The sequence below is a fragment of the Dethiosulfatibacter aminovorans DSM 17477 genome (assembly GCF_900142005.1).
GTDB classification, from domain to species: Bacteria; Bacillota; Clostridia; order Tissierellales; family Dethiosulfatibacteraceae; genus Dethiosulfatibacter; species Dethiosulfatibacter aminovorans.
The window spans coordinates 225,725-249,941 of sequence record NZ_FQZL01000004.1 but is presented as its reverse complement, the minus strand read 5'-3'; the positions used below and the strand labels follow the sequence as shown (position 1 = coordinate 249,941).

Genomic DNA, 24,217 nt, shown 5'->3' with positions numbered 1-24,217 from the left:
CCCATTTGTTACTTTTCATATACAGCACTGTTGTTGGGCGTTTCATACACCCTTGTGCGTTTCACATCATAGCCCTTTTTCTCCATCTCGCTGAAAAAGTGAAAAGAAAAATTCTCAGCTGTAGGTCGAAAATCGACTTCTATCATCTTAAATCCATCCTCCACGAGACAGTTCAGTGTTTCCTTCCTCATTGTATCCTTTTGTATGATCAATGCATGATCCAGATCATTCACCAATTCCTTGACGTCCTCTTTTAATTCTGAAAAATCCACTATCATTCCCTTAAGTTTTCCATCTGCCACAAGATTCTCCGACTGGATCTCAACTTCCACCGTCCATCTATGGCCGTGAATATTGCTGCATTTCCCGTCGTAACCGGCCAGAAAATGTGCGCTGTCAAAACTATGCTCAGCTTTCAATAAATACATGTTTTCCTCCTAAAACTTTCCTGATCCGTAATAGCAGCATCCAATTGCGCCATTGAGCTGGGGCTCTTCCAGCCTGATGATTTCATCGTAGTGCCCTTTTAGGTAGTGCTTTACAGCACTGTTGTTGGCAACACCGCCAGCCAGGACCAGCCTCCTGCCCTTGAATCTTGTCAGAAGGGGCTTGAGTCTGTGGTACATGGAATAATTGACCCCTGCGCAAAGCCTCTCCATTGAAACGCCTTCCGCTATTCTCCCTATGAGTTCGGATTCGGAGAATACTGCACAGGTTGAATTCAGTGCCACAGGATTTTCATAATGCTCGCTCATGTCATCCAGGGATACTTCCAGCACATTTGCCATGTTCTCAAGATATCGCCCGCAGGAAGCTGCACATTTTTCATTAAGTTCCAAGTCCGTTGCAAGACCTTTTTCGACCTTGACAATCTTTACATCCTGGCCTCCCACATCCAGCAAAATGAAATCCTTAAGTCCAGTCTGGCAGACGGCGCCGTAGACATGCGCCTTGATCTCGTTTATTGCCTTGAATCGATTCAAGTCCGTATTGTTCCTTCCATAGCCGGTTGATATGCCTATATCAAAGGTCATGCCTAATTTTTCTTCATCCACCTTCAACACTTCATCGTATTGGCAATAGTCACGATAAAAGGACATTGTGCTGATTTTTTTGGTTTCCAGAACCTGCCTGTCCTCCATCAAAACCAGCTTGACTTCGCGGCTTCCCAAATCAATTCCCAATACTTTCATTTCTACTCTCCTTCACGTCAAGAATCATGTCCAAAAATGCTTCAAGCCTAAGCTTTGTCCGTGCATCAAGCTCATTCTTCCTGTCGCCTTCTATGTTCAATACAGGTATGTCCAGCCTGCTCTTGAGATAAATGTCTTCAATGGCCCTGTGGCAGAAAGCCTGGGTGTAATGGATGATGGCGTCAAGCTGCCTCATTTCAATCTGCTTCTCAAGTTCCCCTATCCTGTAGTCGTTGTCGTAGGGATAGGTATAGTCATAATATTGTTCAAAAATATCGTTTGCAGCCTCGTGTCTGGGGAAGGTAAACTCCCGCTGTACTTCGTTGTATACAAACCTTGCATTGAACCCCTCTACGAATTCGTAAATATCCGCTGTCATAGGCGGAACGCCGATATATCCCAGCCTAATTGTCTTTTCTAATGGCTCACGCCCATTTATTTCCTTCATAGCCTCGGAAAGTTCCTTGTCGAAATCTTCCGGCGAACCATTGCAGTCGCTCATGCATATCTGGTATAAATGGTTTTCAAATCCACTGGCTTTGTTTTCTTCATAAGTCAAACGGTCTATTTCCATTGCCTTTTTTCTGATTCCGTTAAGCTCCTGCCTTACATTTTCCACTTGGTCCATTGAAACACCGAATGTTTCCATGAATTTACCTATTTCTTTCTTTACATCATCACGGGAATGGCTTGAGGGATATGAAAAGCTGTGGACCTTAATTCCCCTGAGTCCGAGAACCTCAACCAGCGCCCTGGTGTTGGAACAGTCTCCCTCAACTACACCGACGATTTCCTTGATGCCATGAAGGAGGCAAACTCCATAGAGACCCTTTATCCAGGCACATACGCTTTTGGGGAAACCGTCGCGCTCGGCCATATCAATATATTCATCATAGTTTTCATCAGTTACAAATATGTTGTTAAGGTCAACAGGCTGATAACCTGCTGCAATCAACACCTCTATTGGAACTGTAGTTGTTATCCCAATTTGTTTCATGTATCCTCCAAATGCATAACGCCAATACTTCCAGGTATTATGCGTACTTCAACTTTCCTGAGCCACAAAAAAAAGAGCAGAAAATCTGCTCTAAAAACTCATCAAAACCAAAGACACGATATTTCCCGCATCTCTTGTCCTAGTTTTGTTTAGAGACAGGATGGATTTCGAACTGTCTTTATTTGTTGATATAATCGATACATATTAACATAATTCAGCAAAAAAAACAAGAATTTTTCATAAAAAATATTTTGTACTGCCAAATCATGTCAACCCCCTTTGCTATTATATATATTAATACTTAATATTTTTGAATAAGCAATTCCTATTGGCGGCAAAAGCATTTATAATAGATAATATAGCATGTAGAGGTATGAAAAAAAATTGGAGGAGAACAATGAAATTAAAAGGAAAACGCATTGTAGTATTCATTCTTGCATTAATGATGGTCTTGTCCCTTGCAGCATGTAACGGCACTGAAGAGACACCGGCTGAACCGGAAAGCAGCGAAGTGGAATCAGCACCTGAAGCAGTTGAAAATCAGGAGACTGAAACAGAGGAACCTGAAGATGATCTTGGCTGGAGCTCTGAATTCTATGACAGAGAAGCCATGGAAGGAAAAACCCTCAACATGTATGGCGTTACAGACAAGATAATACCTGTTCTTGAAGCATTTACAGAGGACACGGGCATAGTCGTTGAAAATCTCACAATGAAAAACGGAGAAATTCTTCAAAGGCTCATAAACGAAAAGGATTCAGGCGTAGTTATCGCCGACATCTGGTTCACAGGAGGAGCCGATACATTCATAAGTGCGGCACAGGATGGACTTCTTCATCCGTACAAGTCGCCTGAAGGCGAAATACTCGACGACATAATGAAGGACAAGGACGGCTACTGGCACGGAACGTCGCTGACTCTTGTAAACTGGGTTGTAAACAAACAACTCATAGAGGAAAAAGGTCTTAAAATGCCTGAATCATGGGACGACCTTCTGCAGGAAGGACTTGCAGGAGAGGTGTCAATGTCAAATCCCGCATCTTCCGGAACAGCATACAATACTGTAAGCGCAATCCTCCAGGTTAGAGGCGAAGAGGAAGGTTGGGACTACCTGGATAAACTGATACAGCAGGTTCCATTCTTTACGGCAAGAGGAAGCGACCCTGCAAACATGGTTGTAAACGGCGAAGCGATTGTAGGTATCAATGCAAGCAACGGAGACAGGGAGCTTGAAATAAACAATTCACACATCAAACTTGTATATCCGTCTGACGGAACAGGATGGTGGCCTCAACCCGTTGCAATCGTAGAAGGAACAGAGAATCTTGATGAAGCTAAAGTTTTTGTTGACTGGCTTCTTTCAAGAAAAGGAATGGAAACAATAGCCAATGTAAGATATGCAGCAGTTGCAAGAAACGACTTAGCCATACCTGAAGGAATAGTTGACATCAACGATATCAATCTTTTCCCAGTTGATTTCCAGGCAAATGCTGAAAACAGGGATGGAATACTTGAACAGTGGGCAAGCCACGTAGAATAATTTTTAAGTTAAGGGGCAGTATCATTTGAAAAACAATAATGGCAAATTTATCAAAATCACATATGCTTTAATCGTGGTATTCTTGATATATTTTATCGTAGTTCCCGTCATCAGCGTTGTAATCTACGGCATCGGCTCTGAAGACAGCGTCTTCTTTTCAATTAACGGTTTGAAAAGAAGCTTTGAATATCTTTTTAGAAGCCTGAAGATCTCAGTTCCGGTAACATTGGTTGCAACAACAATGGGCATGATTCTGTCTTTTACACTCAACAGGATTGAATTTTCAGGAAGAAGGGCAATGAGAATCATTGCTCTTCTTCCCTTTGTTAATCCTCCCTTCGTTGGAAGCATTTCTTTCATAATGCTTTTTGGGAAAAGGGGATTAATAACACACAAGCTGCTGGGACTCACGGTGAGTCCCTTCGGTCCAGTAGGCATCATAACAATACAGATACTTGGACTTAGCTCACTTGCATACATATTGATATCCAGTTCAGTCAACAAGGTCGACACAACATTGGAGGATGCGGCAAGAAACCTTGGAGCTTCAGAAGGCGAGATCTTCAGGACGATTACCTTTCCGCTGATGATTCCCGAGATATCCTCAACTTCCCTTCTTGTATTCCTGGCATCGATGTCGGATTTCAGCACGCCGCTGATAATCGGAGGCAACTTCCAGACCCTTGCATCGGATCTGTACATACAGATAACAGGGCTTTACGACATGGAAACCGCTGCCATATCGGGTATCATACTGCTGATTCCCTGCTTCGGTGCATTCGTCCTTCAGAAGTACTATATCTCAAGACAATCGTATTTCAGCGAAGACAGCATGTCTTTGGACATCAGGTACAAAAATATGGGCAGGAAGACAAAAGCTTTCCTCATCGGATTTTGCGGATTGTTTTTATTTATAGTTTTCACGAAATATTTCTTCATAGTAATAGGATCATTCACAAAGCAGTGGGGACATGATTACACACTGACCCTGGAACACTTCGAGGTTTTGTTCACCAACAGGTACAAGCCGTTCATAAACTCTGTGAAGCTTGCTACCGCTAGCGCCTTCATAGCATCACTGTCCGGAGTACTCCTTGCATACCTCATAAGGATGAAGAAGATGTACAAATCTTTCGCTGCAGACTTCATGGCTACGCTGCCGGCAGCAGTACCCGGAATACTTTTCGGCATAGGATATCTGGTAACCTTCAAATATCCCCTGTTCGGAATAGGACGATACATATTTACGGATTCCAAGCCCTTGCTTTTGCTCGGTACCGGAATCATCATATACATCATATGCATAGCAAGATTCATGAACACCGGTTTGAGATCGGGGTATGCACTCCTTGAACATGTGCATCCCGACCTTGAAAAAGCTTCATACAATCTGGGCGCAAGCGAATTTGCCGCATTTGCGGGAATAATATTTCCTTTGATGAAGGATGCATTCTTTGCTTCCTTTTTAAAATCCTTTTCAAGCGGAATGGTTACACTTGGTGCTATAATCTTCCTTTTGCTTCCAAGCAACAAGGTTGCAGTACAGCAGATATTCCAGATAATAACAGGTAACATGATGGGGACGGCGGCAGCAATGGCTTTGTTTCTTTCGGTCCTGACGCTGGTTCTTCTGGGATTCTTCTATTGCATTTTTTATTACAATGACCTGGTGAAAAAACATACTGTAAAAAGGAGAGCGGCTTAAGTGAATATCAAGGTAGAAAACATTACTAAAAAATACGGAGATTTCCTTGCATTGAAGGATGTTTCCCTGTCGGTCAATGAAGGCGAGCTGCTGGCGCTCCTTGGTTCATCGGGATGCGGCAAGACTACATTGCTAAGAATAATAGCCGGACTGATAGAACACAATTCAGGAAGGATATTCCTCAATGACAGCGACATATCAGACTGGCCTGCACAAAAGAGAAATACGGCCATGGTTTTTCAAAACTATGCCCTTTTCCCGCACATGACCCTTGAAGAAAATATTGCATATGGTCTGAAACTCAGGAAACTGAACAAAAAAGAGATCAACATAAAGGTCATGAAGGTTCTCGAAAAGGTGAGGCTTGGCGGACTTGGAAAAAGAAAAATCCAGGAGCTTAGCGGAGGACAGAAGCAAAGGGCTGCTCTTGCAAGAGCTCTTGTCATAGAACCTGACATACTTCTTTTCGACGAACCTCTCAGCAATCTGGATGAAAAGCTCAGGGTATCCATGAGAAAAGAAATCAGAAGGATTCAAAAGGATACTGGAATCACTTCAATATATGTAACCCATGATCAGCGTGAAGCCATGGCTATTGCGGACAAGATTGCAATAATGGATGGAGGAAAAATCCTCCAGTACGGAAATGTAGATGACATCTACTACAGGCCTGAAAACAGGTTCACGGCAGAATTCATGGGACACATCAACATATTCCAGTGCAGTACCCAAAGTTCAGGTCAGGGAAAATACATTGAATTCCTGGGCAAGAGGATTGAAACCGAATCGGAAAAGGAAATAGTAGACATCATCCTGAGACCTGAAGAGGTCGAGATATGTGACGACGGCATAGAGGCAGAAGTAACGGATATCGAAACAATGGGACCCATAATAAGATACCGCCTGAAGGCAGCAGATTATGAGCTTTATTCAGATATGCTGAACAAGTCGGTTAAAAGAAGTATAGACTACGGAGACAAAGTAAAAATAAATTTCAACGAAAATACACTGCACATCTTCTAGGAGAATATGTGCAGTTCTTTTTTATTGCAATAATCCCATTTCATATTCAGGCAATTTTCAGTATCCATTGTCTGAAGTCTCTTGTTTTCTCTGTTTCTAATCTGCAGTCCTTTTCCCTGCCATTACTTCTGTTTCCAGATCTTTGCTCTGCGTCCTGGCCTGCACCTTTTCTGCAAATTTTTCATAATAACCACCTTACAGATGCAACTATTACACTTTACTATTTGCTATCCTAATAGTAAATATTTTTGGATAAATAATGCCTATTTGTAAAACTAGCGCATTTGAAGGATAATATAGAAGATAATACAACATGAGATTATTTAAATTCAGGTCAATTAAAACACTCTGCACATCTTATAGGAGAATATTATGATTATCGACACACACTTTCATACAAAAGAATATTCTATCTGCAGCAGCATAGATATGGAAGCCGGAATCGTGGAAGCCAAAAAACTTGGCCTTGGCGGCATATGCATTACAGACCATGATACAGTCGCCTCAAAAGAACTGGCAAAAAATCTTCAGGACAAATACAGCATCCTTGTAATTCCAGGCACGGAAGTACAAACTGTAGAAGGAGATATCCTATGCTTTGGCATCGACGACATTCCCGAAGGCACCATTACAGCACAGAAACTTGTGGAGCATGTTGAAAAATCCGGAGGTGCCTGTATAGCCGCCCATCCTTTCAGAGACAACGACAGGGGCCTGAAGGAAAACATCTGCAACATCAAGGGAATCCATGCCATAGAAGCCTTAAACGGAAACACCGACGATGAATCCAACATCAAGGCCGAAAAACTTGCCAATGAGCTGGGAATACCCTGCACAGGCGGAAGCGATGCGCACAATCTCAAAAACATAGGCAAATATGCGACAAGATTTCCTAAGGATGTACAGGATGAAACCGGTTTCATCGAAGCTTTGAGAGCGGGCAACATAAATCCTATATCCTTTCATGATGATACAGCTCCTTGTCATGCGGCAAAGTGATTTCCACAAAACAAAAAACAGCAAGGTTTTTTATGATTATCCATAAAAACCTTGCTTTCTATTTTTAAAGCAATAATTCTATTGTATGTTCGGGCAATTCTCAGGATCCATCATCTGAAGTCTCTTGTTTTCTCTATTTCCAGTCTGCAATCCATTTTCCCTGCCGTAACTTCTGTTTCCGAATCTTTCCCCTGCACTCTGACCTGCACCTTTTCTTCCCATTCCATTCATTGATTCAAATGTACAATCGCCGTCGCATTCTCCTGCTCTCTCGAAGGCAGCCTTGTGATTTTCAGAACCTTTCATAAGCTGGGTGAAAACCCTGGCAACAACCGGATCTATGTCTTCATTTTCCAGAAATGTTTCATACATTGCAATATTGTCTATTTCAGCCTGTACTCCTATGGAATATGTTTCTTCCAAACTTTTGGGAAGAGCCGGAACTTCAAATTCAAATTCGGGAACTTCAAGTCCAAAGTAGTCGTAGAGCCTGATAACGGCATTAAGGTGGTTTTCCTCAGCTCTCTTTATGTTTGCAAAAGGTGCCTCGACTCCGAATTTTTCCATTATTGCATCATATTCCGCAAGTGCCTTTGATTCGTCCTGGTATGCATATTCAAGCATTTCTTCAAGTGTATATGATTCTCCTGCAACAACCTCGTCTGCTCCTCCGTCCGCAAATGCAGATACCATTGTTCCCAGCACCATCACTATTGCCAGTAAGGTAATCATTAGTTTTTTCATCGTTATATCTCCTTTCAATTTTTTAATTTGTTTTCCATGTACTAATGATAACCTGCAAATGTGACAGGTATGTGGCATTTAGATGAATTTCCCCAAGGGCATAAAGCCCTTTGGCTAAAATCCTGTATACAGCTAAAACCAACCACTCCAGCCCGTAATAAAATAGCTGAAATTTTGCTTGACTATTTACGGAAAAGGCGTATAATTAGGTCAAAATTACTAATGCAAAATTCTATTTAAGGAGCTGGTTTATAGTAACCGGAAAAATATAATAAAAGATTTTTATGCATCTCCACTATTAAGTATATGTACGGCACCTGAATGTTCCATAGCAAGGTATCGTGTTAGGGTATAACAGATAGGTATGATGCTTTTTTTGTACAAAAAATAGAATCAGGATAAGGCATAATGACGCAGAAAGTTCCATTTCTGCACATTAATCAATATTTTTAAGGAGATAAGAATGGATATTTTACTTTATGATATCAAGCCCGTATATGGCGGCTACGGAGTGTTAAAAGGATGAGTTCAGACAATCACGAAATCCAGGATAACATTAAATCTATAGATTCCATCATTCAACCACCCTTTTCGATAGCCGAAAAGTCAGATATTAAGTTTCTAAAGGAACTTGAAAAGGAAAGTTTTGAAGAATATAGAAGAGAGAGTAATGATACGATCAGAAGAAGCATCACGAGTGATAACCAAATAGTAATTGTTGCCAAAGATGCAGAGGGCATCCGAAGCGGAAGCATCACCCTTAGAAAATACAAGAGAAAGATAAGAATAATGTCAATTGCAGTAAAAAGGAATGCACAGGGAAAAAATCTTGGAAAGGCACTATTGGAAAAAGCAATAGAATGCGGACGCTTTCTTGAATTTAAAAGACTGACACTGGAAGCCGATGCAAACGACAACCGTCTCATAAGATGGTATGAATCCTTTGGATTTGAACAGGTTCGGATTTTGGAAAACTACTACGGTCCTAAAAAACATGCCATTAAAATGGAACTGTTTATCCATGATCCAAATAAATATATTGCTGTTACAGATTTTGATACGGACTTCTTTGATGGATTTGACAATGTCATAGGTGTAAGGGCAACGGATTATTTTGAAGATGAAAAGTACCAGCATGTCAAGGATGTACGAGTATTCAATTTCTGCGCAAAATATAAATATCAGTCCGTAGGATATTACGTATCATTGCTGGCTCTTGCAAGAAATCAGGTTGCTTATCCAAGCGCCGGTCTTTTAAGGGATATTGACAACTACAAGGTGATAAAAAGCATAGGAGAAGAAATAGATGAACTGATACAGGAAAGCTTTTCTACCATTTCAGAAAATGAAATAACCGTTAACAGCTATTTCGGCAAATCAGATATTCCTGAATTCCAAAAATTAATCAATAGCCTGAAAAATCTTTATCCTTCACCGCTCATGCGATACCATTTTGTCAAAAGAGGCACCTGGTCCATGAACAGAATAAAAGTACTGGCATTGAAGGAGACCTTGAATCTTGACTATGATTTGCTGAAATCATACGCCAGGGAATATTTCTCCGATAAAAGGTTTATCCGCAGCTCTTTAAAACGCTACAAGTATTATATGGCAATACTTGTTGATCCTGATGAAAAACTGCCACCCTCGGACAAAGAGGCACTTGACAGATTTGGAAAGGCTGCTGAATTGATCGGGTTTTATGTTGAGTACATTACAAAAAAGGATTTTTCAAGGATTCCTGAATTTGATGCACTCTTCATCAGAACCACCACAAATGTCAACGACTACACTTATGACTTCTCCAGATACGCCTATGCGGAAGGGCTGGTAGTAATCGATGATCCATGGTCAATCTTAAGATGTGCAAACAAGATTTATCTGTTTGAAGCACTTAGAAATGCGAAAGTAAACATGCCTGGCACATGGGTGATAAACTGCAAAAGCAAATACAAGAATAAACTCCGCAATCTGTCATATCCCCTAATCCTCAAGTTGCCGGACAGTGCTTTTTCGGCAGGCGTCTACAAGGTAAGGGATGAAACAGAATGCCTTGAAAAACTCAAGGAAATGTTTAAACGATCGGAATTGATAGTTGCACAGGAATATATGCCTACAGAATATGACTGGAGGATAGGCATTCTGGATGGAAGGTTTCTTTACGCCTGCAAATATTATATGGCTAAAAACCACTGGCAGATAGTAAGCTGGGAAAACGGAGCGGGTGACATAGACGAGGGCGGCTATGAATCGGTTGATGAGTCGGATGTACCTCAAAAGGTTCTTGATGCTGCACTGAAATCTGCATCGATAATTGGGGACGGACTGTACGGTGTGGATATTAAAGTCAAGGGACGAGATGTGTATGTTATCGAAGTGAACGACAATCCCAACATTGACCACATGGTAGAAGATGCGGTCGATGGAGACAATTTATATAAGAAAATAATATTGTCGTTCTACAACAGGCTTGAAAGCAATACGAAAATTTTAAGAACAATATGTTAATAAATCAAGCACAAAAATTCAAAAAACAGGATAAATGATGATTTTGACTATGATTATGACGACCTCGGTGATTGATCCCGTCCATAGTCCATTGCAAATAAATAGTTCATCATATGATACCATAAGAGACTCAGGCTCAAGATGCCCGGGTCTCTTTCATGTATATTTACTTTCCTAAGCTGCCTTGATGGCCTTAGAATTTATTTGTCTAGCAGTATATGTCTCCGGGTCTGTATCCCTCTGGAAGCTCTTCCTCTTCCAGGAATCTGAAACTGTCGTCACGAAGTAGGGGAAGAAACACATCATAGGGTGTATGTGAAAACTCGCATGCATAGCTGTTGGCACCAAACCACTTGCCTTCCTTGCTGCTCAGGTTAAGGCCTCTTGCAAATTTTGTGAAATTCGAGCAGTCATGGACTGCAAGGTTCCATTTCTCCTCATCTGCAATCTTCATAAGCTTCAAAGTCAGCTCTCTGCTCCAGACGGGAGATATGTATCCATGTCTTGAAATGTACATGTTCTCGCCGTAGTAGTTGCCTATGTTGTTTCCATTCAGGTGAAGTTCGGCACAATTGATGAAGTCGGGACCTACAGCCATGATGGCTTCCTTCTTCAACAGAAACGATTCAAAGAACTCCGGCGTCATCGGCGTTTCTATGCCCACACTTCCAATGTACTTTTTGGCGATACCAATGTTCTCTATAACCTTGTCGGAACAGTTCGTAGCACCAAGGTTGAAACGAATCTCGTCAAGACCGGCTTCGCCAAGGGCCTTCAGAGTCTCTTCAGTGGCCAGGAGTCCATTGGTGTAAAGATGCTGGTGGATATTGGCTTCGCTGAATTTTTTGATGACAGAATAATACTTTTCAATCTCCATGAAGGGCTCCAAATAAACATATGCAATTCCGGTAGGTTTATCATGGATTGAGAGAAGCAGGTCTAAATCCTTTTCAAGGAACTTTGTGCCGCCGATTTCCCACATGCCTTCTCCAATAGGAGGTATATCATCAAGTTCACCGTAATTGTAGCAAAACCTGCACTCTATATTGCACTTGTTGGTCTTTCTAACGGCACTCAACCCCGTCCCTAGAAGACACGACCTGCACCCATCGGAAAACTTGTTGTCATCTCCAACATAATATGTCCTGTTTTCCAGGGTCTTAAGACCTCTTATCTCCGACATCAATTTCTCAACATTGTTTTCAACTGCTGCCTCAATTTGTGCAAACACGGCATATACTATTTCCTGCTGCCAGGTCAGAATCTCCTCGTCCTCAGGCATCATTGAAAAAAATTCAAACCACGCCAGGGCATCTTTCTTTGAAATCTTCATTTTGGATCCTCCATATATATCCTGCGGAAGAATCCATATGAATCTTCCGAATATTCTATAATTACTGCAGTTCACATTATAGCATATAAAACCCATTGATTCATCCAGAAACTTTCAAACAAGAAGGTTCCTTTCGGAAAAATGGCATTTTGGGGTTATTTCGCAACCAAGAGGTCTTGAAGGTCCCCTACCGTTTCCACAATATATGTAGCCCCGGCATTCTCCAGTTCCTTTCTATCTCCATATCCGAACAGAACCCCCACTGAATCAATCCCCGTCTTCTTTGCTCCCATGATATCTTGCTTCCTGTCCCCTACCATAAGTACAAGTGATAAGTCTGTAATACCGCAGGACTTCATGGCATAAGCGATGACATCGCTTTTTTCAATTCTTGTCCCGTCAAATTTTGATCCTGCAATATATGAAAAGTATTTATCCATTTCAAGATCCTCCAATATCCTTCTGGCATAAGCTTCGGGTTTGGATGTTGCAACTATGAGAGTCTTGTTTTCTGATTTAAGTCTTGTGAGCAACTCTTCAATTCCCTTATAAACCGAGCTTTCGAATATTCCTTTAGTGGAATAATATTCGCGGAAATACCTTAGTGCTTCATTGGCATCTTCTTCGGAAAATCCACAGAAATTCTTGAAGGAGCTCACAAGGGGAGGTCCAATAAATTTTTGCAGTTCATTCCTGTCAACAATCTCTATATCATATTTTTTCAAGGCATATATTATGGAATTTGTAATACCGTCAATGGAATCGGTAATTGTTCCATCCAGGTCGAATAAGATATATCTGTAGTCTTTCAATTAATAGTCCCCCCCTTTAGCAAAGGTACTGATTCCTGCTTCATTTATATTTGCCCGATTATCTGTTCCAGCCATCTGCAGAAGTCCGCAGAAGCCTTATTGGCCACCTGAACAACGTGTTCGTGTGAATGCTTCTTCTTTTGGATGCCGGTAGCCATATTCGTTATGCATGCAATGCCAAGAACATCCATACCCAAATAATTTGCTGCAATGGTTTCAGGAACCGTCGACATGCCTATGGCATCCGCACCCATCCTGCCAAATGCACGGATTTCCGCTGCAGTTTCATAGTAGGGACCCACGAAACCCGCATATACTCCTTCTCCATAACTGATATTCAGCTCGTCTCCCGTCTTCCTGGCCAGGTCTATGAGGTCCAGCTTGTATGGCTCCGTCATGTCAGGGAACCTCGGTCCGAACCTTTCATCATTTGGTCCAAACAAGGGATTGGCGCCCATAAGATTAATGAAATCATTTATTATCATCAAGGTTCCAGGTTCAAACCCGGTGTTGATACCTCCACATGAATTCGTTACTATAAGCTTTTCAACACCCATCATTTTCATAACATATACGGGGTATGTAACCTCTTTCATAGTATAGCCTTCGTAATAGTGAAACCGTCCCTGCATTGCAACGACTTCAGTGCCTCCTATTTTCCCAAAAGCCAGACGTCCTTCATGTCCTTCCACGGTTGATTTGGGAAAATTTGGTATGTCTTCATAGTCTATGGTGGTCATCTCTTCCATGGAATCTACAAGACTTCCAAGTCCCGAGCCCAGAATCAACCCCACTTTTGCCCTGGTATCTGTTTTACTATTGATATAATTCTTTGATTCAACAACTTTCTCATACATGTTCATCATCTTTTCTCTCCTCCAATATAGATTGATGAGACAAAATTTTTCCTGTCTAAACATGTACATTATACCATCTTTTCAATCAAAAAAGCAGCTTCGCTGCGTTATCCATATCACACTTCGGAAAATTATTGCAAAACAAGAAGGTGCCTTTCGGCACCTTCCATTTCTATGTTCTATTCCATTCTATTTCTTGATGTTCTTCTCTATTTCGTCAAGCTTCTTCGCTGCAAGGTCACGTCCGCCAATTCCAAATGCAATCGCGAAGGCTACTGCAAGTGCGCCTATTAGGAATATGAATGCATACTCTATGATGTTTGATGCAAGTCCCATCTGGCTCAATCCCATGCTGATCGCCAGCATAAGAATTGCAACCTTTGCTATAAGGGAAAGAACCTTGCTGTTTTTGGATTCCGACTTCTCTATGATGCCGGCTATAAGGTTGGCCACATAAAATCCCAATCCTATGATGATCAAGCCTATTATTATGTTGCCTGCTAGAAGGACAAACTGCTCGACCAGTCCGGAAACCTTCGAGAAACCCAGCACGTCCGCTGCCTCAAGCGCCGAAAACAGGACTATTGCAACCATTACCAGCTTGCCTGCAAGCTCTGACAGGTTGAACCTTGTATTTTTGAGTCCTATCAGCTCAGGAACCTTGTTGAATCCAACCTTTTCAAGAATCCCTGTAATCAGTTCACCTACAATCCTTGCAATGAAGTATGCAAATGCCACGATTATGAAAGCAGATAGCAGACTTGGAATGAAATTGAATATCCTTTGCAGCATGCTTGTTGCAGGCATCGCTATGCTTTCAAGTCCAAGTATGTTTAATCCGGATATGATGATTGGAATAAGTATGACAAAATATACTATGGATCCCAGCAATTCCGCCAGACTCGTTTTGGTCTCATCCTTCTCTTCGTCCCTTTTGACTCCCAGCCTGTCCACGTTCAGTGTCTTAAGCAGGTTCGTAACAATTGTCTTTACAAACTTGGCAATGAACCATCCAATGATTACAACCACTGCAGCCGCAAATATGTTTGGTATGAAGCTCAAGAAGGTATCCACCATGTTCTGTACCGGAGAAAGTACGCCTTCCAGTTCAAGGGTGCCGAGTATGGCGGGAAGGAACAACAGGAATACAAGCCAGTAAACCAGTTCTGCAATTGTAGTGCTCAGCTTGACTTTCTTGGGTCCCTCTTCCATCTGTTCTTCAAGTTTCTTGTCTATGTTGCTTTTGCTGAATATGCCTAGAATCAGCTTTTTCAGGAATGTTGCAATCACCCAGGCGATAAGTACCAGTATCAGTGCCCCTATGATCTGCGGCAGATATGCAAATATTGTGTTCAGGATATTGTTGAGGGGCTGTGTAACGATGGTGAGTCCCAGTACCTGAAGGGTGGCAACAAGGACGAATATCAGTATGACGTAGTATACGCCCCTGCTGATGAGGTGCGGCAGGTCCATATCCTTCATCTTTTCAAACTTGTCAAACACCTTTTCATTAATAAACTTGCTTTTTGTCAAAACCTTTTTAATGCCAGAGGAAATGAATCTTGCGATAATCCATCCTATTACAAGGATGAGCACAGCTGCTATCAGCTTACCACCGATGGTCTGAATCTGAATCCAACTTACATCCATAACTAAACCTCCGTATTATTTTTTTATTAATGTTTTCGTGAAAATTCCCAAGTTGATTAATTCAATTATATTCTTTTTTTAGAAATAAATCAAATTTCAATAATACCTGTTCAGTTTCTCAACCCTTCCGATATCCCTTGTGGTAATAAATTATGATTAACAACTCTCCTTATATTATTTCTTTCAGTTTTAAGGTATACTTTAACTAGGAAAAATAGACATGAGCTAGAGAGGACTGACCGCAATTGAAAATGGAATGGATTTGATTGAATCTGTTATAGAATAATTACCAAAAATATTAGAAAATCTGAAGGAGAAAATCATGAAAAATTATAAAAATATGAAACCTCAATTTGATTACCAGGAATTAATTGATGAACTAAAAAGTGAAGTAAGGGCAGGGAGCTTAACGGAAAATGATATTATTCAAGTTCTAAGATCCCATAAGGCTGACAAGAATGGTTACTACCCAATTATCGACTGGCATTACAACAAGGAAACCATGGAAATGGAACTGGCCCCGGACAGCCTCGATGACGAGGAAGATATCCGGGAAAAGAATATAATAAGAGAACAGTATCTGGAAGACCTGCCTGTTCTTAAAGATATGACCGTTAAAGCATGTCTGGCAGAGATGTTTGAAAAAAGCAAGTAGCGGTCAAATACGAAATTATGCTTAAAAAATGGAGCTGTCAATTTTACTGATATTATCAACAACATCAAAGATTTCTGCTGATGTTATCCACAATTACTGAATTTGACAGTGTCTTTTGTTGATATCTTAATATCATAATTAAATGCTTAAAAGCAATAATGCGTAAAATACGAGACTATGAATAATGAAACCTGCGACAGCACCTATACCGGCACTTCTTGCTTTAAGTGGATAGCTGTTTTTCCATGCAAAATATAGAATTAATCCAACCAATGGAAATAGAAAACCTAAAACCATTATTCCACAACTTTTCCCATCTCCATTGGTTTGCTTGGATTTATTGCCTCCTGACCTTCTAGGCATGATTACATCTGCTGCGCAAATTGAACACTGATACCGTTAGGGTCCTTTACATAGAAGAATCGAATGTGTGGATTTGGCTGCACAGGCTCTCTATATATTTCGATTCCCGCTTCCTTCAATTCCCTAATCTTGTCATCAACTGAATCTGTTGAAAAACCAATGGATATCTGGTCGCTTACCGGATATGAGTCTCCGTCTCCTGCATCTATCAGCTCCAACTGGGTTCCACCGTCACCCAGGAAGGCAATTTCAACTCCCGGGCGTGCCTCAAACCGTCTGTTTACAGACAATCCTGCAAAGGTTTCATAGAATTTGATTGATTCATCCAGATTTTTCACATGCAATGTACACCATAAAAAAGACATAATATTTCCTCCTGTTTTGATAATAGTATTTTTATTATGAAGATAAAAAGCAAAGTAAATTAATATATCAATACAATAGAACCTACAGGAATATTATCATATATGTACTTTGCAGCATCGACCGGCAACCTGATACATCCATGGCTTGCAGGTTCGCCAATTTTTTCGGCTTCCTCCACTATGATGTTTCCATCCTTATCGAAAGGTGTAGAGTGAAAAAGATAAATCCATCGAAAACCAACCCAATATTTCAAACCTACTCCAAATCGTTCGATATAAGACCATTCTCCTCTTCTACCATCTTCTATTTCAAAGATTCCTTTTGGAGTGAAGCTGTCCCATACTCCGCTTGATCCCAGTGATTCTTTTACTAAATCTCCATTTTTGAATATTTTCAATGTCTGGTCTTCATGAGTAAATATAAGGACATATTCACTGCTGTCCTTGTTGTATTCATGTGGAGGTATTTCCTCAGTCCGTATGCTAATTGCTTCTGCATAGCCTTCCGAGCCATCTTCAAGCCTTACTTTAAACCAACCAAAGGGAACAGTTTCTATCAATTCTACTTCCTCATAATCTTCAAGAGTGCCTATAATATTGCCCTTATAACTATTAATATCATATACGTTTATTTCGCCATCAGTCTCATTAGTGTCCAATACCTGCCCCATATATATTTTAGGTTCCTCAACTTCAGGAGTTGAACCTTCTTGTTCTGTATCGATTTGACTTTCGGTAATAATTTCTTCTTTCTCTTCTTTTTGTTGTGTGTCTTCCTTCAGGACACATCCGGTCACCATTAATGCCATTGTTAATAAAAATATCACTTTTCTGTTTTTCATTATACTGATTCTCCAATTATTTTTTTATTTCTTAATCCCAATTCAGCATATTCCAATAACTATTCTATCACTAATTGTATGCACCTACAATAATAAATCAAAGAACCATATTCCCTCTCAATGACTTCGTCTGAAGCGAGAATATAAGCCACTACCCTCTTGGCGTAAAATTATAAATAACCACAAAAATACAAAAAAGCAGAATAGATGAAGTATTACAAACATCCATTCTGCTCTCGAATTAAAGCACCTTATCCAAAAATTCCCTTGCCCTGTCGGACTTTGGACTTTCAAAGAATACCTCGGGTGTAGTGTCTTCAACTATCCTTCCTTCATCAAGAAAACATATCCTGTCGCAGACATTCCTTGCAAATCCCATTTCATGAGTGACCAGGGCCATTGTTATTCCCGTATGGGCAAGGTCCTGTATTACCGTCAAAACCTCCTTGATCATCTCAGGATCAAGGGCCGATGTAGGCTCGTCAAACAACATTATCTCCGGCTCCATGGCAAGGGCTCTTGCAATTGCAACCCTTTGTTTCTGACCTCCGGAAAGCTTCCCGGGATATACATTTTCCTTGTCCTTCAGACCGACCTGCTCCAGCAGAGCCATGGATTTCTTGTAGGCTTCGTCATAGCTCATTTTCTTGACTTTTGTTGGAGCAAAGGTCATATTCTCTATTACAGTCATATGGGGGAAAAGATTGAAGTGTTGAAAAACCATGCCGACATTTTGACGTATTTTCATGATATCAACATTGGGAGCAGTAATCTCATCATCCTTAATGAAGATTTTCCCTTTCGTGGGCACCTCCAACAAGTTCATGCATCTCAGCAAGGTGGATTTACCTGAGCCGGAAGGTCCAATAATGGATACAACTTCTCCTTTTGAAATATTAAGGTTTATTTCCTTCAATACTTCAAGCTTTCCAAAACTTTTATAGACATTTTCAACTCTGATCACTTCTTCTCACCCACCTTTCAAGTCTGTTGGCAAACAGTGTAAGGACCATTACCAGAACATAGTATGTGGCGGCTGCCAGCAGATACGGCTCAAAGGCCCTGTATGTTATGTTCTGAATCATCTGGGCGCCTCTCATTATATCCGTTACACCAATCATGGCAACCAATGATGATGATTTCAACAGTCCAATAGCTTCATTTACCAGTGAAGGCAATATCATCTTAAGAGCCTGGGGAAACACAATCTTTTGCATCATGAGCTTGTAGGGCACTCCCAGGGACATTGCAGCCTCTCTCTGGCCCTTGTCCACCGACATGATTCCGCCCCTCATGATTTCAGATATGTATGCTGCAGCATTGAGACCGAAGGTAAGTACGGCTGCTTCAAGTGCAGTGATGCTGTATCCCGTTACCTGAGGCGTTGCATAATAGATGAGAAACAGTTGAACCAGCAAGGGTGTTCCCCTGAACACGGAAGTGTATGCATTAGCAAGTGCCACCGGGATTTTTTTGCCGGACACCTTGACAAGGGTGAGCAAGGTTCCCAATACAAAACCTGCAATCATTGAAAAAAATGTAAACAGTAAAGTTACCCATATGCCATTAATAATCAAAGGTACATATTCTGCCGTAGTTCTAAAATCCAGTATCATTTGCCATCAATCCTTTCGTGTTTTTTAGGAAACTGTATTTACTGAGCAAACTCCTCACCACACCATTTGATGATAAGCTTGTCCATCTCTCCATTCTCAAGCATCTTGTTCAATTCAGCATTGAATATTTCAGTAAGCTCCGAATCTTTCTGGAAAGCTATTGCAAAACTATTCTCTCTGCTCTTGTCGTATTCCAGAACATCAAATTGAAGGTCCGGGTTTTGTTTTACAAATTCTGCTGCCTGATTTGCATCAAGAATTGCTGCATCTCCTCTCTTGTTAAGAAGTTCCTGGATTACTGCAGGTGTTCCATCGATTGCAAGTACTTCTGCATCTGCTATATTGTCATTTGCCCACATTTCATAAGTTGTACCAAATCCTACAACAATTTTCTTTCCTTTTAGTTCTTCAAGAGTAGTCAACGGCATGTCTTTTCTACTTACTGTTGCTATTCCCGGATAGAAATATGAAACAGAAAAATCCACATTCTTCAATCTTTCAGCAGTAGGTGATATTCCGGAACATACGAAATCAGCCCTGTCGCTTTGAATTGCACCAACCAATCCTGCAAAAGCCATATCTGTAATCTCATAAGTGAAACCAAGCTGTTCAGACAGATATTCAACCAGCTCAAGGTCCATTCCAATGAAATTTGTTTTTCCATTTACAATTTGAACAGATTCAAAAGGTGGAAATGTTGCATTGATTGCATATCTCAGGTGTTGACCCTCGAGAGGTCTTTTGTTCTCTTCCGGATTGTTGGCAACTTCTTCTGCCGGTGCCGGCTCTTCAGCCTTTTGAGCACACCCTGTTACCATTGACATCATTAAAATCAAGACCAATCCAATAATAATACTCTTTTTAAACTTTTTCATACTTTCCTCCATCTTCAATAATATTTTATTCAATATCTCTATATCAATATCCAGACAGTAAGTTAATTTGCATGATGGAAAATAATTTTTATCATCATATAATACTATAACTTATCCACTTCTGAATAATCAATATCCTAATTCACAATCCCATGATTGTCATCTGGTTTCCTTCGATTTCTCCAATTTCGACTCTTCAAAGTAGTTCAGCATTTGAGTACCCGTCGCATACCACACATTTCCCAATTCTTCCATATAGTCAAGCAAGTCTTCAAGCATTCCTATCCTGCCCGGCGCACCAATCGCCTGAGGATCCAGTTGCAGTACATAGCACAGACCATAATCATGGCAACCATAGAATTCGTCTTTCCAGTTGCTCAATACCCCTGTATAATTGGCAATCCTTCCCTGTCCAGCAGGAAAAGCGGGCTTGTAGTTAAATGCAAAATACGGCAAATCGTAATTGACCCAATGTATTGGTATCTCAAGCAATTCCATATCATTTCCCAAATCATTGTAATATGGACGGTCATCATCGCTAAGATTACTTGAATAGCACAAACCGTTATTTTTGGCAATTCTCAAGGTGTCCATAGTCAATTCACCTTCAGGACTTCTGAATCCTCTTGGTTTTACACCGCATGATTTTTCAATGGCTGAAATGCTTTTCTTGATAACCTCATCCTGCTCCGCTTCTGAAAGCAAAGCCATATTTTCATGCCTGTATCCAAGTGATGCTATTTCATGCTCCTGTTCTCTTATCTCTATGATTTTATCCCCATAGTTTTCTGCAATCCAGCCAGGCACGAAGAAAGTTCCTTTTATATTTCTCTCCTTCAATATGTCAAGAATCCTATTAAGTCCTCTCTTCATTCCATATTGGCCCAAGGAGAGAGTTTTAGGCATGTTTTCACACTCCGGGTCAAGCTGCAGCCAAAACAACTCAGCATTCAGATTTATTGTTATCATGACAGCACATTTTTTACCCTCAGGCCATTCTATCTTTTCAACAAACACAGCATTTCCTCCTCAGTCAATTGTTATCCCTGAACCAATCAGCAATCTCAGTCCCCGTTGCCACCCATACATCTTCTCTGGTCGCTATACTCTTTAGAAGATATTCCAGTATCTGTATCCTTCCCGGAGATCCTATGACCTGGGGATGGAACATATATGAAATGCAGAGTCCGTATTTGTGGTGCCCTTCAAATTCCCTGTAGAAATTGTCCTGCACATTTTTGTAACAGGAAATCCTGTCCTGTCCTGCCGGTTCTGCAGGGTACATGTTGTAAGCCATTGCAACATAGTCGTCCACTTCCCACTTGGTGGGTATTTCAATGAAGTCTGTTTCACTTCCATCAATGACGGTTCTATAAGGCCTGTCATCTCCTCTCATGGAACTGGAATACATGAAGCCTCTGTCATACAGCAGCTTGGGCGTATCTACGGCCCAGTCCCCTGAAGGAGTACGAAATCCCGTCACTTCACGTCCTATCAATTTTTTGAATATTTCCTGGCTCTTTTCAATTATCTCTATCTGTTCTTCAGTAGATTTCCCGGCGAATCTTTCATGGGCATAGCCATGATGTCCAATCTCATGTCCGGCATCATCTATTCTTTTCACCACTTCAGGATACCTTTCGGCTGTAACTCCCGGAACAAAGAAGGTAGCTTTAACTCCGTACTTGTCCAACTTGTCAAGTATCATATCAATACATCTTTTGGGGCCGTACTGCCCTATGGACAATGACTTGATATATTTTCCCCCGTTTGGAAGATCTCTGTTGCCGTTTTCCCACGTGGTGTCTCCATCCAGATCGAAAGTAAACATTACGGCACTTCTTCTATTGCCAGGCCATTTGTTATATTCCATTTTTTCTCCTCTTATACATCAATTGAATTAACAGCAAAATCATATGTATTTCCACTTACAATCAATGCAATATTCATGCCAAATTATTAATAAAAATACAAAACTCTCAATCCACTGCAACTCTAACAACTCGTTTGTGATCTGATCCATGACTATCATTTACAACAGAACAAAAGAGGCGTATTAGGTTAATCATTAACCTAATACGCCTCTTTCTATATATTCATCAATTATTTCCAAAAGCATTTGCCCATCCTGAGTAATAACACTGCCACCTCGACCTTTTGCAGACCTTACAAAACCATATCCTGAAAGTTTGCTCAAGGCCTTTCTTACTTCTGCTTCTGTATAAAAACCGCCACTCTCAACAATTTTTTCCAACAGTCTGCTGCGGCCATACCGTTCTCTCTTCTCCAGTGAATCATTTAAAATGGATAATACCTTGCCGTACAATTCGATATCCCTGCCTTCATTGAGTACGAACTTGTCTATTATAGTCGCCGTATGGCCTACATCACTTTTTTCCAAAACGGCCTTCCTCTCCTTCAATGGAGGGAGATCCTCTACTTCAATGATTTCCTTGTCCTTACTGGTTAAAAATTCAACCATATTCCTAAGCTCTCTGACATTTCCCCTCCAGGGGTATTCCACCAAGGTTTTCTCAACATCCTTGTGAAGCTTGATATTTGAATCCATCTTGTCTGCCATAGCATAGAACAAGGTTAAAATATCCTCTTTTCTATCCTTGAGATCCGGCAGGGACAGAGGCAGAACATTGAGCCTGTAATACAAATCCTCCCTGAAATCTCCTTTCTCAACCATTTCATACAAATCCCTGTTCGTCGCCGATATTATCCTTACATCTATGTCAATGGTCTTATTGGACCCAATCCTGGAAACCTTCTTTTCCTCCAACACTCTAAGCAGTTTAGACTGGAGCTGCAGAGGCATATCGCCAATTTCATCAAGGAAAATTGTCCCCCTGTGAGCCAGCTCAAAGTATCCGATCTTGCCGCCTTTCTTTGCACCTGTAAACGCCCCTTCTTCATAGCCAAACATTTCGCTTTCCAGCAAGTTTTCCGGTATTGCAGAACAGTTTACTGCAACAAAATTATATTTCCTTCTTGAAGAAGCATTGTGTATGCTTTGTGCAAACAGCTCCTTTCCTGTACCGCTTGAACCCATAATCATTGTTGAAGCTTCAGCCCTGGCTATCCGCTTTCCCGTTTCTATGACGCTTTTCATTACCCTGCTGCTGCCGATGATATCCTCAAAGGTATGCTTGGCAACATGATTCGTTCCGCTGAGCTTGGACCTCATACCGTGCTGCTTCTCTTCAACCTCTTCAAAGTCAGTCAGAGTCACTATATGGCCCACATTTTCATTCTCGAGCCTTATTTCCACTACTGTTGCAATCAAATGGGCGTGTTCAATATCTATAAGCTTTTCATCTTTTGAATTAATGTCCAGTTCCGGAAGTATTTCCTCTATGTTGAATCCCATAAGGATCTTCGTTCTTTGGGACAGCAGTTCCCGCGCCTTTTCATTGGTCAGATATATCCTTCCCAGAACATCGGTGATTATTATCCCTTCATTCATCAGTTTGATCAAGGTGTTGAGCTTCTCGGTCATTCCTTTTCTGTCTTCAAAGAGCTTATCCATGCCTGAATTGATATAATACAGCTCGTTCCTGGCATCAACGGCCTCATTGGCGGAAAATTCTTCATAAACACCCAGCTTATGTGCAATATTGAACAGACTGTTCATGTCTACAGAACTTTCACCTAGATCGATAACCGTATCCATTCCCTCCGGAACAAGATCAGTTTCGTTGGGAGTGATTGCAACCCCGATAGACTTATCATATTCCTCCTGACCATAGTATGGATATAGTTCGATATCCCTGAAGCCGGCATCATACATGAGAGTTATTGTATGCATGCATGACCTGTTGTCAAAATTCACAAGCAAAGCCTTTGTGCCCTTGGGCACTTCTGCAAGTTTCTCAATCTGCTTGTTGTTCAAGGTCACTGCCAGGACAATGATTTCCGATCCGCTTCCAATCTTCCTGCGAACCTTCTGAAAAATATTGAATGCAGACAATAAAACAAAATCTTCCTCCAGGGTATCTATACTGTCGACTTCATCAATTGAATAGGACTTGAATTCGGCATATTTACCCAGATAACGCGAAACATTCATCATCAAAAAATCTGCATATTCTTTTACAGTTGCAACCACAGCTATACTTTTCATAATCTCTCCTA

At 40.9% G+C, this 24,217-nt stretch carries 23 protein-coding genes; 6 read left to right on the top strand and 17 right to left on the bottom strand.

Annotated features, from left to right (window positions below; all coding sequences use genetic code 11):
* Window positions 1–8: 8 nt before the first annotated feature.
* The 3 genes from queD to BUB05_RS01115 are packed head-to-tail and all read right to left on the bottom strand — an operon-like array spanning window position 9 to window position 2,190.
* Window positions 9–428, bottom strand: a complete 420-nt coding sequence (gene queD, locus BUB05_RS01125; protein WP_073045797.1) for a 6-carboxytetrahydropterin synthase QueD — start codon at window positions 426–428, stop codon at window positions 9–11.
* Between the two features lie 9 nt (window positions 429–437).
* On the bottom strand, window positions 438–1,193 hold the full coding sequence (locus tag BUB05_RS01120; RefSeq protein ID WP_073045793.1) for an acyl-CoA dehydratase activase: 756 nt from the start codon (window positions 1,191–1,193) through the stop codon (window positions 438–440).
* The gene (locus BUB05_RS01115) at window positions 1,174–2,190 is read right to left on the bottom strand and encodes a 2-hydroxyacyl-CoA dehydratase family protein (RefSeq protein WP_073045791.1); all 1,017 of its coding nucleotides are present in this window, start codon (window positions 2,188–2,190) and stop codon (window positions 1,174–1,176) included. The genes BUB05_RS01120 and BUB05_RS01115 overlap by 20 nt, the downstream gene beginning before the upstream one ends.
* A 397-nt stretch (window positions 2,191–2,587) precedes the next feature.
* Here BUB05_RS01115 and BUB05_RS01110 point away from each other — a divergent pair, with 397 nt between their 5' ends.
* From BUB05_RS01110 to BUB05_RS01095, 4 genes are all read left to right on the top strand, one after another.
* On the top strand, window positions 2,588–3,730 hold the full coding sequence (locus tag BUB05_RS01110; RefSeq protein WP_073045788.1) for an ABC transporter substrate-binding protein: 1,143 nt from the start codon (window positions 2,588–2,590) through the stop codon (window positions 3,728–3,730).
* Window positions 3,731–3,755: 25 nt separating this feature from the next.
* Window positions 3,756–5,435: an ABC transporter permease gene (locus BUB05_RS01105; RefSeq protein WP_073045786.1), complete on the top strand. Its 1,680-nt coding sequence runs from the start codon at window positions 3,756–3,758 to the stop codon at window positions 5,433–5,435.
* Window positions 5,436–6,458, top strand: coding sequence for an ABC transporter ATP-binding protein (locus BUB05_RS01100; RefSeq protein WP_073045783.1), 1,023 nt, complete (start codon window positions 5,436–5,438; stop codon window positions 6,456–6,458). It begins immediately after the preceding gene.
* A 372-nt stretch (window positions 6,459–6,830) separates the two neighbouring features.
* Window positions 6,831–7,457 carry a PHP-associated domain-containing protein gene (locus BUB05_RS01095; protein ID WP_073045780.1) on the top strand — a complete coding sequence of 209 codons (627 nt, stop codon included), beginning with the start codon at window positions 6,831–6,833 and terminating at the stop codon, window positions 7,455–7,457.
* Between the two features lie 78 nt (window positions 7,458–7,535).
* Here the strand turns inward: BUB05_RS01095 and BUB05_RS01090 are convergent, their stop codons facing one another.
* Window positions 7,536–8,201, bottom strand: a complete 666-nt coding sequence (locus BUB05_RS01090; RefSeq protein WP_073045777.1) for a ferritin-like domain-containing protein — start codon at window positions 8,199–8,201, stop codon at window positions 7,536–7,538.
* A 522-nt stretch (window positions 8,202–8,723) separates the two neighbouring features.
* Here BUB05_RS01090 and BUB05_RS01085 point away from each other — a divergent pair.
* Entirely contained in the window at window positions 8,724–10,709 is a 1,986-nt protein-coding gene (locus BUB05_RS01085) for a GNAT family N-acetyltransferase (protein ID WP_094762612.1), read from the top strand.
* 208 nt (window positions 10,710–10,917) lie between these two features.
* Here the strand turns inward: BUB05_RS01085 and BUB05_RS01080 are convergent, their stop codons facing one another.
* The 4 genes from BUB05_RS01080 to BUB05_RS01065 form a co-directional block, all read right to left on the bottom strand.
* The gene (locus BUB05_RS01080; RefSeq protein WP_073046236.1) at window positions 10,918–12,042 is read right to left on the bottom strand and encodes a radical SAM protein; all 1,125 of its coding nucleotides are present in this window, start codon (window positions 12,040–12,042) and stop codon (window positions 10,918–10,920) included.
* 155 nt (window positions 12,043–12,197) lie between these two features.
* Window positions 12,198–12,854: an HAD family hydrolase gene (locus BUB05_RS01075; RefSeq protein WP_073045774.1), complete on the bottom strand. Its 657-nt coding sequence runs from the start codon at window positions 12,852–12,854 to the stop codon at window positions 12,198–12,200.
* A 44-nt stretch (window positions 12,855–12,898) separates the two neighbouring features.
* A complete protein-coding gene (locus BUB05_RS01070; RefSeq protein WP_073046232.1) occupies window positions 12,899–13,711 on the bottom strand; it encodes a purine-nucleoside phosphorylase in 813 nt (270 codons plus the stop codon).
* Window positions 13,712–13,900: 189 nt separating this feature from the next.
* The gene (locus BUB05_RS01065) at window positions 13,901–15,361 is read right to left on the bottom strand and encodes a mechanosensitive ion channel (protein WP_073045773.1); all 1,461 of its coding nucleotides are present in this window, start codon (window positions 15,359–15,361) and stop codon (window positions 13,901–13,903) included.
* Between the two features lie 322 nt (window positions 15,362–15,683).
* On the opposite strand from BUB05_RS01065, the gene BUB05_RS01060 reads away from it, so the two are divergent.
* Complete coding sequence (locus BUB05_RS01060) at window positions 15,684–16,016, top strand: hypothetical protein (RefSeq protein ID WP_073045770.1); 333 nt, start codon at window positions 15,684–15,686, stop codon at window positions 16,014–16,016.
* 138 nt (window positions 16,017–16,154) lie between these two features.
* Here the strand turns inward: BUB05_RS01060 and BUB05_RS01055 are convergent, their stop codons facing one another.
* From BUB05_RS01055 to BUB05_RS01015, 9 genes are all read right to left on the bottom strand, one after another.
* On the bottom strand, window positions 16,155–16,379 hold the full coding sequence (locus BUB05_RS01055; RefSeq protein WP_073045766.1) for a hypothetical protein: 225 nt from the start codon (window positions 16,377–16,379) through the stop codon (window positions 16,155–16,157).
* A gap of 2 nt (window positions 16,380–16,381) precedes the next feature.
* Window positions 16,382–16,744 (bottom strand): VOC family protein, encoded by a 363-nt coding sequence (locus tag BUB05_RS01050; RefSeq protein ID WP_073045763.1) that lies wholly within the window; start codon window positions 16,742–16,744, stop codon window positions 16,382–16,384.
* Between the two features lie 59 nt (window positions 16,745–16,803).
* Window positions 16,804–17,586, bottom strand: a complete 783-nt coding sequence (locus tag BUB05_RS01045) for a L,D-transpeptidase family protein (RefSeq protein ID WP_073045761.1) — start codon at window positions 17,584–17,586, stop codon at window positions 16,804–16,806.
* A gap of 241 nt (window positions 17,587–17,827) precedes the next feature.
* On the bottom strand, window positions 17,828–18,550 hold the full coding sequence (locus BUB05_RS01040; RefSeq protein WP_073045758.1) for an amino acid ABC transporter ATP-binding protein: 723 nt from the start codon (window positions 18,548–18,550) through the stop codon (window positions 17,828–17,830).
* Window positions 18,537–19,202 carry an amino acid ABC transporter permease gene (locus BUB05_RS01035; RefSeq protein ID WP_073045755.1) on the bottom strand — a complete coding sequence of 222 codons (666 nt, stop codon included), beginning with the start codon at window positions 19,200–19,202 and terminating at the stop codon, window positions 18,537–18,539. Before BUB05_RS01035 ends, BUB05_RS01040 begins: the two co-directional genes overlap by 14 nt.
* A 38-nt stretch (window positions 19,203–19,240) precedes the next feature.
* Window positions 19,241–20,077 (bottom strand): substrate-binding periplasmic protein, encoded by an 837-nt coding sequence (locus BUB05_RS01030; protein WP_073045751.1) that lies wholly within the window; start codon window positions 20,075–20,077, stop codon window positions 19,241–19,243.
* Window positions 20,078–20,236: 159 nt separating this feature from the next.
* Window positions 20,237–21,094, bottom strand: coding sequence for a polysaccharide deacetylase family protein (locus BUB05_RS01025; protein WP_073045748.1), 858 nt, complete (start codon window positions 21,092–21,094; stop codon window positions 20,237–20,239).
* A gap of 16 nt (window positions 21,095–21,110) precedes the next feature.
* Window positions 21,111–21,950 carry a polysaccharide deacetylase family protein gene (locus BUB05_RS01020; RefSeq protein ID WP_073045746.1) on the bottom strand — a complete coding sequence of 280 codons (840 nt, stop codon included), beginning with the start codon at window positions 21,948–21,950 and terminating at the stop codon, window positions 21,111–21,113.
* A gap of 195 nt (window positions 21,951–22,145) precedes the next feature.
* Window positions 22,146–24,206, bottom strand: coding sequence for a sigma-54 interaction domain-containing protein (locus tag BUB05_RS01015; protein WP_073045743.1), 2,061 nt, complete (start codon window positions 24,204–24,206; stop codon window positions 22,146–22,148).
* Between the last annotated feature and the right edge of the window lie 11 nt (window positions 24,207–24,217).